This is a genomic window from Rhodococcus sp. P4_C10 (assembly GCF_056402135.1).
This window is the reverse complement of the sequence record NZ_JBFUHZ010000061.1, coordinates 17,449-29,524: the sequence shown is the minus strand read 5'-3', so window position 1 is coordinate 29,524 and position 12,076 is coordinate 17,449. Positions and strand designations below refer to the sequence as shown.

At 71.0% G+C, this 12,076-nt stretch carries 13 protein-coding genes; 8 read left to right on the top strand and 5 right to left on the bottom strand.

The features are described 5' to 3' along the window. From AC1DWC_RS25080 to AC1DWC_RS25070, 3 genes are all read right to left on the bottom strand, one after another. Positions 1–1,050, bottom strand: a 1,050-nt coding sequence (locus AC1DWC_RS25080; RefSeq protein ID WP_477912404.1) for a lytic transglycosylase domain-containing protein, incomplete at its 3' end; no start/stop codon positions are given. 110 nt (positions 1,051–1,160) lie between these two features. After that, positions 1,161–1,667, bottom strand: a complete 507-nt coding sequence (locus AC1DWC_RS25075) for a DUF1003 domain-containing protein (protein WP_477912402.1) — start codon at positions 1,665–1,667, stop codon at positions 1,161–1,163. Further along, positions 1,660–2,931 carry a magnesium transporter MgtE N-terminal domain-containing protein gene (locus AC1DWC_RS25070; RefSeq protein ID WP_072845990.1) on the bottom strand — a complete coding sequence of 424 codons (1,272 nt, stop codon included), beginning with the start codon at positions 2,929–2,931 and terminating at the stop codon, positions 1,660–1,662. Before AC1DWC_RS25070 ends, AC1DWC_RS25075 begins: the two co-directional genes overlap by 8 nt. Positions 2,932–3,029: 98 nt before the next feature. Here AC1DWC_RS25070 and AC1DWC_RS25065 point away from each other — a divergent pair, with 98 nt between their 5' ends. The 3 genes from AC1DWC_RS25065 (at position 3,030) to AC1DWC_RS25055 (ending at position 6,121) form a co-directional block, all read left to right on the top strand. Further along, positions 3,030–3,986 (top strand): HpcH/HpaI aldolase/citrate lyase family protein, encoded by a 957-nt coding sequence (locus AC1DWC_RS25065; protein ID WP_477912399.1) that lies wholly within the window; start codon positions 3,030–3,032, stop codon positions 3,984–3,986. Between the two features lie 96 nt (positions 3,987–4,082). Next, a complete protein-coding gene (locus AC1DWC_RS25060; RefSeq protein WP_072845992.1) occupies positions 4,083–4,574 on the top strand; it encodes a YflT domain-containing protein in 492 nt (163 codons plus the stop codon). 419 nt (positions 4,575–4,993) lie between these two features. Continuing rightward, positions 4,994–6,121 (top strand): winged helix DNA-binding domain-containing protein, encoded by a 1,128-nt coding sequence (locus AC1DWC_RS25055; protein ID WP_477912397.1) that lies wholly within the window; start codon positions 4,994–4,996, stop codon positions 6,119–6,121. Here AC1DWC_RS25055 and AC1DWC_RS25050 read toward each other — a convergent pair. Continuing rightward, a complete protein-coding gene (locus tag AC1DWC_RS25050) occupies positions 6,044–6,622 on the bottom strand; it encodes a hypothetical protein (protein WP_477912395.1) in 579 nt (192 codons plus the stop codon). The two genes, AC1DWC_RS25055 and AC1DWC_RS25050, sit on opposite strands and share 78 nt — an antisense overlap. Before the next feature lie 186 nt (positions 6,623–6,808). Here AC1DWC_RS25050 and AC1DWC_RS25045 point away from each other — a divergent pair, with 186 nt between their 5' ends. Together AC1DWC_RS25045 and AC1DWC_RS25040 are read left to right on the top strand one after the other, a co-directional pair. Continuing rightward, positions 6,809–8,212 (top strand): cellulase family glycosylhydrolase, encoded by a 1,404-nt coding sequence (locus tag AC1DWC_RS25045; RefSeq protein WP_477912393.1) that lies wholly within the window; start codon positions 6,809–6,811, stop codon positions 8,210–8,212. Positions 8,213–8,245: 33 nt separating this feature from the next. Next, positions 8,246–8,833, top strand: coding sequence for a suppressor of fused domain protein (locus AC1DWC_RS25040; protein ID WP_477912391.1), 588 nt, complete (start codon positions 8,246–8,248; stop codon positions 8,831–8,833). Between the two features lie 21 nt (positions 8,834–8,854). Here the strand turns inward: AC1DWC_RS25040 and AC1DWC_RS25035 are convergent, their stop codons facing one another. Then, positions 8,855–9,931, bottom strand: a complete 1,077-nt coding sequence (locus tag AC1DWC_RS25035; protein ID WP_477912408.1) for a magnesium and cobalt transport protein CorA — start codon at positions 9,929–9,931, stop codon at positions 8,855–8,857. A 139-nt stretch (positions 9,932–10,070) separates the two neighbouring features. Between AC1DWC_RS25035 and AC1DWC_RS25030 the strand changes: the two genes are divergently transcribed. The 3 genes from AC1DWC_RS25030 to AC1DWC_RS25020 are packed head-to-tail and all read left to right on the top strand — an operon-like array spanning position 10,071 to position 11,871. Continuing rightward, entirely contained in the window at positions 10,071–10,925 is an 855-nt protein-coding gene (locus AC1DWC_RS25030) for a PHP domain-containing protein (protein WP_477842441.1), read from the top strand. A gap of 13 nt (positions 10,926–10,938) precedes the next feature. After that, a complete protein-coding gene (locus tag AC1DWC_RS25025) occupies positions 10,939–11,553 on the top strand; it encodes a MarC family protein (protein WP_477912389.1) in 615 nt (204 codons plus the stop codon). A 3-nt stretch (positions 11,554–11,556) separates the two neighbouring features. Beyond that, the gene (locus AC1DWC_RS25020) at positions 11,557–11,871 is read left to right on the top strand and encodes a hypothetical protein (protein ID WP_477912387.1); all 315 of its coding nucleotides are present in this window, start codon (positions 11,557–11,559) and stop codon (positions 11,869–11,871) included. The last annotated feature ends 205 nt before the right edge of the window (positions 11,872–12,076 follow it).

Here is a 12,076-nt window from a genome sequence, read left to right as displayed (position 1 = left end):
AGCCGGTGCTCCCGGGGGCCCCTCGGGGGCGGCGGGTGCCGGCGGGCAGAAGATCAGGCAGGGCAGCTCCGGCAGCGCGGGCAGGCCCGGGATCAGCGGCGCCGGGGCAGGGGCCTGCGGTGACGCGGGCGCTGCGGCGTCCACCGCGGGCGAGTGGTCCCCGATCCTGGCCGGGTCGGCCGGCGTCGTCGGCGGGACGGGTGTGGCGGGTTCGGTGGTGACATCCGGGATCGAACCCGCGGTCGGGGTGCCGCCCGCGGCGTAGGCGGCCGACCAGGCCAGCACGTTCGACGCGTACGCGGCCGAATTGTTGTACCTCAGCACCGCCTTGAGTTCCTGGGCCGGCTCGCGCAGGTTCAGCCCGCCGGAGCAGAGGTACCGCGCGGCCGCGAGTGAGGCGTCGAAGACGTTGTTCGGGTCCGAGACGCCGTCGTCGTTGCCGTCCGCGGCGTAGCGGGCCCAGGTGCCGGGAATGAACTGCATCGGCCCCACCGCGCGGTCGTGCCGGGGGTCCCCGTCGAGTCGGCCGCCGTCGGTGTCGGCGATGACGTTGTTGCCGGCCAGCGTGCCGTCCAGGGTCGGGCCGAGGATCCCGGTCACGGTGGTGCCCGCGGCGTCGGTGCGCCCGCCGCCGGCATGCCCGGACTCGATCCGGCCGATCCCGGCCAGCAGGTGCCAGCTCACGCCGCAGCCCGGGGACTGCGTGGCCAGGGTGGCCTCCGCGGCCCGGTAGGCGCCCAGCACCAATTCGGGAATGCCCAGCGCACTGAGCGAGACCGGGATCGGGGTGAGCTTCTCGGCCACCGCGGGCGGCAGTTCGAACCAGACCGGCGGGGGCGGGGTGTAGGCGCGGGGCGTGCGGACCGGGCGCGGGGCCGGTGCCACCAGTCCCACCGTGCCGGTGGGCGGGGCGTCGGGTGCGGCGACGGCCGGAGCCGGTGCCGGCTCGGTGGCCAGGTCCGACGCGTTCACGGCACCTGCCGACGACACGGCCGTCGCGAGCGACACCAGCCCAATCGCGGCCGCGGTCGCCATCCCCCTGATCCGCATTCACCCTCCTCGACACGTCGTCCCCCGAAATGTGATTCAGGTTACATAACGGAAACGGCCGTGTTCGTCTTTTGTATCGGAGGCGGAGCAGGGTTCGCTACGGCCGGCGGTCAGCCGCGCGGCGACCGGGTGACGTCGGCGTCGCGGTCGGCGAGCAGGCCCTTGATCTCGTCGAGTTCGCGGCGCAGGTAGTCGCGTGTGGCGACCTCGCCCACCGCGATCCGCAGCGCGGCGAGTTCCCGGGCCAGGAACTCGGTGTCCGCCTTCGTCTGCTCGGCCCGGGCCCGGTCCTCCTCGAGCGAGACCCGGTCGCGGTTCTCCTGACGGTTCTGTGCCAGCAGGATCAGCGGCGCCGCGTAGGCGGCCTGGGTGGAGAAGGCCAGGTTCAGCAGGATGAAGGGGTACGGATCCCACTGCAGTCCCACGGCGGTGATGTTGAGGGCGATCCACACGATCACCACCGCGGTCTGGATGACCAGGTACTTGCCGGTGCCGAGGAAGCGGGCGATCGACTCGCTGACCCGGCCGACGGCCTCGACGTCGATGTTCAGGCCCAGGCGCCGCGGACCGCGGGGCGTGTCCAGGCGCTGACGGTCGGGGGTGGACTTCTCACTCATCGTCTTCCGCCTCCTCGCGCCAGTCGGTCGGCAGCAGGTGATCGAGCACGTCGTCGACGGCGACCGCGCCGAGCAGGTGCTCCTCGTCGTCGACCACCGGCCCGCACACCAGGTTGTACCGGGCGAAGTACCGGGTCACCGTGGTCAGCGAGTCCTCGGGGTCGAGCCGGGTCAAGTCGGTGTCCAGGATGCCGCCGACCAGTGTCGCGGGTGGCTCGCGCAGCAGCCGTTGCAGGTGCACGCAGCCCAGGTAGCGCCCGGTGGGGGTGGAGATCGGGGGCCGGACCACGAACGCGATGCTCGCCAGGGCGGGTGTCAGGTCGGGGTGCCGGGCCCGGGCCAGGGCCTCGGCCACCGTCGTGGCCGGGGTCAGGATCACCGGTTCCGGGGTCATCAGGCCGCCGGCCGTGTCGGGGGAGTGCTGGAGCAGCCGTCGGACGGGTTCCGAGTCCACCGGGTCCATCAGCTGCAGCAGCGACTCGGCCTCGGCGTCGGGCAGCTCGCCGAGCAGGTCGGCGGCGTCGTCGGGGTCCATGGCCTCGAGCACGTCCGCGGCACGCTCCACCTCGAGGTGCATCAGCAGATCCGTCTGGGAGTCGGTGGGCAGCTCCTGCACCACGTCCGCGAGCCGCTCGTCGTCGAGCGCGATCGCCAGCTCGTACCGGCGCTTGTCCGGCAGGTCCCGCATCGCGTTGGCCACGTCGGCGGGCCGCATCCCCTCGAACTGGGCCAGCAGTTGGGCGACGCCCTGGCCGGGCAGCGCCAGCTGGGACTGGGTCAGGCCCTGCACGTGTGGCCACTCCACGACATGCACGGCGGCACGGCGGGAGAGCCGCCCGCGCGGCCGCTGGACGGCGACCCGGGAGACGACCCAGTCGCGGGTGCGGGTCAGCTCGATGCCGAGGTCCACCACCAGCACGTCCTGGCCGGCGAGCTCCTCGAGTTCGGGGTCGTCGATCCGCACCGGGGTGTCGAGGACCTGCGCGAGGACCAGTACCTCGCCCGGCTTCTGGGCGAACCTGCGCAGGCTCACGTTCCCGGTGACCGTGACCGAGCCGGGGGCGATCGCCGTCACCCGCAGCATCGGGATGAAGATCCGGCCCCGGGTGAGCAGTTCCACGACCAGTCCGAGCACCCGCGGTCGCTGCCGTCCCACGCGAATGGTGATGACGACGTCACGCACCCTGCCGATCGATTCGCCGTCAGGTCCGAGCACCACCAGGCCCGCGAGCCTGGCTGCGAAGACCTTGCTCACTGCTGCCATGATGGCAAGGCTAATTCGCTCGGTGTCCCGACGTCGGATCGCGGGCTGGTAGACGCGGTTCTCCGGGGGCACGCCACCCCATTTTTCTGGAGGTCCTCATGGTGCACGCGCGTTCGCGGCGGTCCGTCCTGGCGGTCCCCGGCAGCAGCCGGAAGATGATCGAGAAGGCGAAGGGCCTGCCCGCCGACGAGGTCTTCCTCGACCTCGAGGACGCGGTCGCGCCCATCGCAAAGGCGCAGGCGCGCAGCGAGATTGTCGACGCACTGAACTCCGACGGGTGGGGCGGGCAGATCAAGGTCGTCCGGGTCAACGACTGGACCACCGAGTGGACGTACGCCGACGTCGTCGAGGTCGTCTCCGGCGCGGGCGCCAACCTGGACGCGATCCTGCTCCCGAAGGTGACCGAGGCGGCTCACGTGCAGGCGCTGGACCTGCTGCTGACCCAGGTGGAGAAGGCCAACGGGCTCGAGGTGGGACGGATCGGCATCGAGGCGCAGATCGAGAATGCGCTCGGGCTCACCAACATCGACGCCATCGCGACGGCCAGTCCCCGGGTGCAGACCCTGGTGTTCGGTCCGGCGGACTTCATGGCGAGCATCAACATGCGGACCCTGGTGGTGGGGGAGCAGCCGGACGGGTACGACACCGGCGACGCCTACCACCACATCCTGATGACCATCCTGATGGCCGCCCGCGCCCACGGCCTCGAGGCGATCGACGGTCCCTACCTGCAGATCCGCGACGTCGAAGCCTTCCGGCGGGCGGCGGGGCGCACGGCAGCGCTCGGCTTCGACGGCAAGTGGGTGCTGCACCCCACCCAGATCGACGCGGCCAACGAGGCGTTCAGCCCGCGCCAGGCCGACTACGACCGCGCCGAGATGATCCTCGACGCCTACGAGTTCCACACCTCCGCGGCCGGTGGCGGCCGGGGTGCCGTGATGCTCGGGGACGAGATGATCGACGAGGCGAGCGCGAAGATGGCGCAGGTGATCGCGGGCAAGGGGCGGGCGGCCGGGATGGCACGGACAATGCGGTTCGACCCCGAATCTCCGTAAAATGGACATCGGCGGACGCTCGCACCATCCTGGTGAGGGCACGCCCGGCCCGGTACCGCCGAGAACCGACCGACCGACCACGATGGAGCGCCGACGATGACCAATCCTCTCGCACAGCCGAATAGGACCGGACGAGGCGGGTTGCCCACCCCACCCAGCGGCTGGCCGATCGGCTCCTACCCCACGTACGCGGAGGCGCAGCGCGCCGTCGACTACCTGTCCGACCAGCAGTTCTCGGTGGAGGACGTCACCATCGTCGGTGTCGACCTGATGCAGGTCGAGCGGGTGCTCGGCCGGCTCACCTGGGCGAAAGTCATTGGCGGCGGGATCGTTTCGGGTGCGTGGCTCGGCGTGTTCCTCGGCCTGCTGCTGGGGCTGTTCACCGACAGCCTGCTCGGCCCGCTGGTCGCCGGCATCCTGGGCGGCATCGTGTTCGGTCTGATCTCCGCGGTGATCCCGTACGCGGCGACCCGGGGCCAGCGCGACTTCGCCTCCACGATGCAGCTGGTCGCCGGCCGTTACGACGTGCTGTGCGAACCGAAGACCGCGGAGCGCGCCCGCGACCTGCTGGCCAAGCTGGCGATCTAGGCGACCGCCGCCGCGCGTGTGGGGAGGAACGCGCGGCGACGGCCCCGGCAGGACTCAGCTCCCGAAATTCAGCCCGCCGGGCAGCTGGGGGAGCTGAGGGGCCGGGCTGCCAGTTGTCGCCCCGGTCCCTGTCGTGGTCCTGCTGTGAGTACTGGCCCTGGTCGGGACCGCCGTGCACCCGATCGGCGGCCCGGACAGGTCTGCGGGGGTATTCACAGCAGGGTCCCAGGACGGACTCGGGGCGAGTCGAATCCTGTGCTGGAGAACATGAATGGCCTGATCAGGGCGGTCCGGTGCGGTGGTGTGGAGAGCGCCGCGGGACGCTTCCTGTCCGCTGCCGCTGCCGGCCGGCTGTGAGTTTGCCGGTCCTGTCCTAGCCTGGGGCCCGTCACTACTTCGATCGAGCGGGAGGTGTGCCGGTGGCGGCTGGTGGAACGACCCGAGAACGGCTGACGGCCGGGGCGCTCTCGCGCGCCACCCTGGACCGCCAGCACCTGCTTCGGCGTGAGGCAGGTACGGCACTCGACCTGGTCGGGCACCTCTACGGGTTGCAGGCGCAGTCGCCGTCGGCGCCGTACTACGCGCTGTGGGCGAGGCTCGCCGACTTCGACCCTTCCGAGCTGTCGGACCTGATCGCCGACCGGCAGGTGGTGCGCATGGTCCTGATGCGCGGCACGGTGCACGCGGTCACCGCGGCCGACGCCCTGGCGCTGCGGCCCTGGGTGCAGCCGATCATGGACACGGACCTGCGCACCAACGCCGCGCACCGCGAGGCACTGGCCGGGCTGGACACCGCGGAACTCGCCGCGGTGAGCCGTGACCTGCTCGACGCCACCCCGATGACCATGGCCGCCCTGCGTCCGCTGATGGCGCGGCACTGGCCGGACCGCGACCCGGCGGCGCTCGCCCATGCGGCGCGGTGCCTGCTGCCGTTGGTGCAGGTGCCCCCGCGCGGCCTGTGGGGGCGCTCGGGGCAGCCGGTGTGCGCCACCGTCGAGAACTGGCTCGGCGCCCCGGCCCCGACGCGGCCCGAGCCGGAGCGACTGCTGTTGCGGTACCTGGCCGCCTACGGCCCGGCGAGCGTCGCGGACGCCCAGGCGTGGTCGGGGCTGACCCGGCTGGCGGAGGTGTTCGAACGGCTGCGGCCGCGGCTGCGGGTGTTCCTCGACGAGGACGGGGCGGAGCTCTTCGACCTGCCCGACGCGTTGCGTCCGGACCCGTCGTGCGCGGTGCCGGTGCGGATCCTCGCGCCCTTCGACAGTGTGCTCCTCGGCCACGCGAACCGGACCCGGGTGATCTCGGACGAGCACCGCAAGGTGGTGTTCACCGTGAACGGGATCATCAAGCCGACGATCCTGGTCGACGGGACGGTGGCCGGATTCGTCACCGTCACTGCCAAGAAGGGGGCCGGCGTCGTGGAGGTCACGACATTCCGGCGCCTGGGTCAGGGTGTCGAGTCGGAGGTCGCGTCAGAGGCGTTGCGGCTGTTGCGGTTCGCGCATCGCGGCGCCGACAGTCACGACGTCCGGTTCACTCCGATGCCGTGACGCCAGCCGGACCGTGACCTGTCGGGCAATCGCGTGGGCGACGCCGACTGCCACCCCGACCACGGCGCCCCACAGGACGGAGACGAGTGCGCCGCCCACGAGCGAGGCCAGGTAGGCGCCCGGCCCTTCGTGCAGCACGAAACTCAGGTACACGATGCGGACCAGGTTGCCGGCCACGACGCCGATCACGGTGGCGCCCAGCCCCGCCCAGAATGCGCGGGCCACGCCGCCGGCCGGGTGCAGCCTCGACGAGCTGACCAACCGCATCCAGACGACGGCGATCATGACGAGCGCCGCGATCACGTCCACCGCCCAGGATCCGGTTGTCGTCTCGCCGAGCGGCGTCAGACGCAGCGGCGGCACCCCGAAGGGCAACCCGAGGGCGCTGGGCACGAGCAGCGCCGGCAGGTACGTCAGGGCGGTGCCGGTCAGCGTCCAGGTCCCGAAGAGAGCGGAGATCACGGCGACAGTGACCGTGCCGGCCCACGGACCGGTAGGCACTTCGTGCTCGTGCGCGGTTGACTGGTCCAGGGACCCGTCAACCGCGCTCGAGCCGGGAACCGGCCTGACCTGTGGGTTCACCGAAACGGCCTCGGGGGACTCGGACATGTCGCCACAATATCGGCGTCCAGAAGACCAGGCGTGGCGAAACGGTGAAGAAGGTCGAGTGTGCGGCGGATCAGAGTGGTGTCCCTCTTGGTGGCCGGAGCGCTCGTCCTCACGGGCGGTGTCGGCGCTGCGCTGCGATCCGATCCCGCGCCGGCGGCGTCGTTCCTCACCGACGAGGCGGGCCGAGCGCTCGTGCTGCGGGGGTTCAACACGGCGTCGAGCGCGAAGAGCACCCCGGACGGGATGCCGGACTTCACCGAGGAGCAGCTCGCGCGTGAACATGCCGACATGGGAACCAACTTCGTCCGGTTCCTGATCTCGTGGCGGTCCGTGGAGCCGGAGCCGGGGGTCTTCGACCAGGCGTACCTCGACCGCGTCGAGGAACGCGTCGGCTGGTACGCGAAGCGCGGTTACCAGGTGATGCTCGACATGCACCAGGACCTCTGGTCCGGCGCGATCACCCCGGACGGCAAGACCGGCAACGGCGCGCCGGCGTGGGCCACGTACATGGACGGACTGCCGGTGGGATCCCACGAGATGTGGGAGCAGTACTACCTGGATCCCGGGGTGATCCGGGCGTTCGACAACTTCTGGAACACGACGGGTGAGCACCCAGAGCTCGCCGACCACTACGCGCAGGCGTGGCGGGCGGTGGCGCAACGGTTCTCGGGCAACCCCGCCGTCGTGGCCTACGACCTCATGAACGAGCCGTACGGCGGAACCCTGCAGGGCCCGGTCTTCGAGGCCGGCCCGCTGACGGCGCTGTACCAGAAGACGGCCGACGCGATCCGCACCGTCGACCAGGAAAGCTGGGTGTGCGTGGCACCGCAGGCGATGGGCGTGAACTGGGGAACGCCGAGCGGTCTCGGTCGGATCGACGATGCGCGCGACGGCGACCAGCGAATTGCCTACTGCCCGCACATCTATCCGTTGCCGATGGACCTGGGCGGCGGCTACGAGGGCACCTCACGCGACCTCGTCGACGCCACCGTCGATGCGTGGCGCGGCCACACGCTGCGCACCGCGGCGGCGCTGGGCGACGTCCCGATCATCCTGGGGGAGTTCGGACTCGACACCACACTTCCCGGCGCACTCGACTTCGTCGAGCGCATCTACGCGACGGCAACGGAGATGGGCGCCGGCGTCAGCTACTGGTCCCGTGATCCGGGGAGCTGGGGTCCCTACGAGGAGGACGGCACCGCACGCAACCTGGTGCCCGCCCTCGACCACCCGTATCCCCGCGCGGTCGCCGGTACCCCGACCAGTTGGCGGGGCGGGCCCGAGCGGCTCGAGCTCACCTACCGGCCCGACGCGTCGATCTCGGCCCCGACGGAGATCTACCTGCCGGTGCGGACCTTCCCGAACGGCGCGCAGGTCTCCGGTGGCGAGGCCGCGAACTGGGACGCCGGCACCAGGATCCTGACCCTGCGTGCACCGGAGACGCCGGACGAGACCACCGTCACGCTGACCCCGGCTCACTGACCCTTCCGGCGGGGACCGGTGTTAGATGAGCAGGTGAGTGACAGCGTCATCGCCTCGGTCCGTGCGCACCTCGTCGAGCAGATCGGCGGTCCGCCGCCCTCGGCTGCCTCGGTGACCTTCCTCGGGCTCGAACCCCTCGAGGTGCTCCGCTTCGGTCCCGACGACGACGACCTGGTGCGCTACGTCTCGCTGGGCTGTTCCCGGCACCCGATGGGCGATCCCAGCGACCTGATCGCGGACCCCGTGCGGGGACCGCGCGCCGAACTGGTGCTCACCCTGCGGGGCGGCGCCGGTGTGGCCTCGGGCGTGCATCGCACGCTCGCGGTACTGGCCGCGGCGCCGGCGGTGGAGGGCGTCGTCCTGACCGTCGACGGTCTGCTCGACGTCGGTGAGCAGCTCTGGAAGGATGCGCCCTTCACTGCAATGTTGTTGGGGGAGAGCGGCATCGGTGAACTTGCACTGCCCGAGCCGGCCGACCCGGTGCGGTTCTTCGATGCCGTCCCGATCACCGGCACCGAGGCCGCGTGGGTGCGACTGCGAGGGGCCGCGGCGCTGCGCGAGGCGTGGGCGGAGGCCGGGATCGACGTGCGCGACCCGGCCCGGGCGGCGGCGTCCCTCTAGCGCGGCAGGCCGGACCGCCGCTCAGAGCCAGTCGTTGCGCCGGAACGTCACGAACAGTGCGGTGCAGATGGCCGCGATGATGCCCAGCACCAGGGGATAGCCGAAGGTCCACTGCAGTTCTGGCATGTGCTCGAAGTTCATCCCGTAGACGCCGGCGAACATGGTCGGCACCGCGGCGATGGCCACCCAGGCCGAGATCTTGCGCATGTCGGTGTTCTGCTGCACGGCGATCTTGGCCAGCGCGGCGTCGACCAGCGTGCTGAGCACCTCGTCGAACTCGGCGATCCGTTCCGCGACGATGGTGTGGTGGTCCTGGACGTCGCGCAGGTAGCGCCGGACCTCCTTGGGTATTCCGGTGGTGGTGTCCTGACCGAGCCGTTGCAGCGGGCTGGCCAGCGGGTTCACCGACTTGCGCAGTTCGACGATCTCGCGTTTGAGCATGTAGATCTGCTCGGTCGCGACCCGGTTTCCGGTGCTGAACACCGCTTCCTCCATCAGGTCCACGTCGTTCTCGACGGACTCGGTGACCACGAGGTAGGAGTCGACGACGTGGTCGGCGATGGCGTGCAGGACCGCGGACGGACCCAGCGCGAGCAGTTCGGGGTTGGCCTCGAGGCCCTGGCGGACGCCGGTGAGCCTGGAGTGCTCGCCATGCCGGACCGTCAACACGAAGTCGGGACCCATGAAGATCATGATCTCGCCGGTCTCGACCACCTCGTTGGCCGTGGCGATCGACTCGTGTTCGACGTAGTTGACGGTGCGCAGCACCATGAACATCACGTCGTCGTAGCGCTCGAGCTTGGGACGCTGGTGCGAGTGCCCGACGGCGTCCTCGACCATCAGCTCGTGCAGGCCGAAACACTCTGCCACGGAGGTCATCTGGGATTCGCTCGGCTTGTGCAGTCCGACCCACGCGAAGCCTCGGCCCAGCGCGCGTACCTTCGCCAGCGCTGTCTCGTGGGTGAAGGCGCCGGGCAGTCGCCTGCCGCCGACGTACACCGCGCAGTCCACGATCGCGTCCTCCGGGGGACACCAGGGAGGGTCGGACGGTGCCGGTTCGGGCCCGGGCGGCGAGCGGAACGACGGCAGCGACGGCAGTTGCGGACGCGACGGCAGGTGTCGGCGCGGCGGAAGGGACGACACGTCGGCGTCTCCTCTCCCCTGGGGCTCGAGCCCATGCTATCCCCGGCGGTCGGGCGGGCCGCCCGCACTCTCCGGTTCCTGAGACAATGGCCGGGTGCGCATCGACCTTCACACCCACTCCTCGGCCTCCGACGGCACCGACAGTCCCACCGAACTGATTGCGGCGGCGTCGGCCGCGGGCCTCGACGTCGTCGCACTCACCGACCACGACACCACCGCCGGCTGGGCGGAGGCGGAGGCGGCGTTGCCCGCCGGGCTGAGCCTGGTCCGCGGGATGGAGATGTCCTGCGAGGGCCGCGGCGAGGACGGCCGACCGGTCGCGGTGCACCTGCTGGCATACCTGTTCGACCCGGCCGACGACGCCTTTGCCCGCGAGCGGGGCCGGCTGCGGGCCGAGCGCACCGGGCGACTGCGGGCGATGGCCGAGAAGATGGCGGCGGACGGACTGCCGGTGGACCCCGACGCGGTGATGGCCGCCGCCGGGCCCGCCGCGGGGCGACCCCACCTGGCCCGGGCGCTGGTCGACGCGGGCGTGGTGGCGTCGGTGAACGAGGCGTTCACCGACCTGCTCGCGACCGGCGGCCGCTACTACGTGCACAAGGCGGACACGCCGCTGCGCGACGCCGTGCGGATGGTGGCCGGGGCGGGCGGGGTGAGCGTGATCGCGCACCCGCGGGCCGCGAGCCGCGGCCGGCTGCTCGCAACGGAGCAGATCGGCGAGCTCGTCTCGGACGGGCTGGGCGGCGTCGAGATCGACCACCACGACCACCGGCCGGAGGACCGGGCGCTGCTGACCGGACTGGCCCGCGACCTCGACCTGATCGTCACCGGGTCGTCGGACTACCACGGCGGCAACAAGTCGGTGGTGCTCGGCGAGTTCGTCACGGCACCCGAGCAGTACGAGCGGATCGTCGCGGCCGCCACGGGCGCAGCCGTGGTCACCCGGTGACGGGCGCGCGCTGATGTCCTTCGACACCACGCTGTACCTGACCGCGGTGATCACCCTGTTCGTGATCATGGACCCGCCGGGCGTGATCCCGGTGTTCCTGTCGCTGGTCGGCCGCAAGAGCCGGGAGGCCCGCAACCGGGCGGCCTGGCAGGCGCCGGCGGTCTCACTGGCCGTGATCACGGTGTTCGCCGTCGGCGGTCAGGCCATCCTGAACTACCTGCACATCGGTATCCCGGCGCTGCAGGGCGCGGGCGGGTTGCTGCTGCTGATCATCGCGCTGGAACTGCTGACCGGGCGCAGTGCGAACCAGATACAGGGCGCCGAGGACGTCAATGTCGCGCTGGTGCCACTCGGCACCCCGCTGATGGCCGGTCCCGGTGCCATCGCCGCGGTGATCGTGTTCGTCAGTCAGGCTGACGGCCAGACGTCGTCCTACCTCGCCATCGGCTTGGCGATCCTCACGATCCACCTCATTCTGTTCCTGGCGCTGAGGTTCTCCACGGTGCTGATCCGGCTGCTCGGCGACGGCGGCATCACGCTGCTCGCCCGGATCGCCGGACTCCTGCTGGCCGCGATCGCGGTACAGCTCATTGCGGACTCGGTTCGCGGATTCATCGCAGGCGGGTAGCACGTGTCACTCGACGAATACCAGGAGTACGGCGAGCGCGACGGGGCCGTGGTCCGCGGGCTCAGGGCGCTGAGCGGTGCCACCGCGGCCGGTGTGGTGGTGCTCGCCCTCGTCGTGGTCGGCACCGCGTACCTCGGCGGTCGCCGGGGGTTCCCGGGGCCCGGCGCGGTCTCGGTCGCGGCGCACATCGCCGCCGCGATCGTGGTGGTGTTGGCGCAGCGATTCGCCGACCGCAGGCGTGGGGGAGCGGCCATATCCTGCTCGGTAGGAGTGTTGTTGGTCACAGCCGCGCTGTTGTGGACGCAGTGGTGGGGTTGACCTCACTTCCGCGGGCGAATTCGGTGAGATTTGCCTACACAAAGGGCCGGTGACACACTTGTTGCACTCCAGCGTCGGTGCCACCGCCCGACGAGAGAGCGAAAGTCGGACAAATCAGCGGCAGATTTCGTGCTCGGGCCCACCCCGCCTGACGCCTTCGCGCTTCCGAAGTGAGTGCTGTTACCCGAAAACCAATCGGGAATTG

Bases quoted from the DNA above. Each gene is read 5' to 3' on its own strand.
- AC1DWC_RS25075 (WP_477912402.1), bottom strand. From the start codon at position 1,667: ATGAGTGAGAAGTCCACCCCCGACCGTCAGCGCCTGGACACGCCCCGC.
- AC1DWC_RS25070 (WP_072845990.1), bottom strand. From the start codon at position 2,931: ATGGCAGCAGTGAGCAAGGTCTTCGCAGCCAGGCTCGCGGGCCTGGTG.
- AC1DWC_RS25065 (WP_477912399.1), top strand. From the start codon at position 3,030: ATGGTGCACGCGCGTTCGCGGCGGTCCGTCCTGGCGGTCCCCGGCAGC.
- AC1DWC_RS25060 (WP_072845992.1), top strand. From the start codon at position 4,083: ATGACCAATCCTCTCGCACAGCCGAATAGGACCGGACGAGGCGGGTTG.
- AC1DWC_RS25025 (WP_477912389.1), top strand. From the start codon at position 10,939: ATGTCCTTCGACACCACGCTGTACCTGACCGCGGTGATCACCCTGTTC.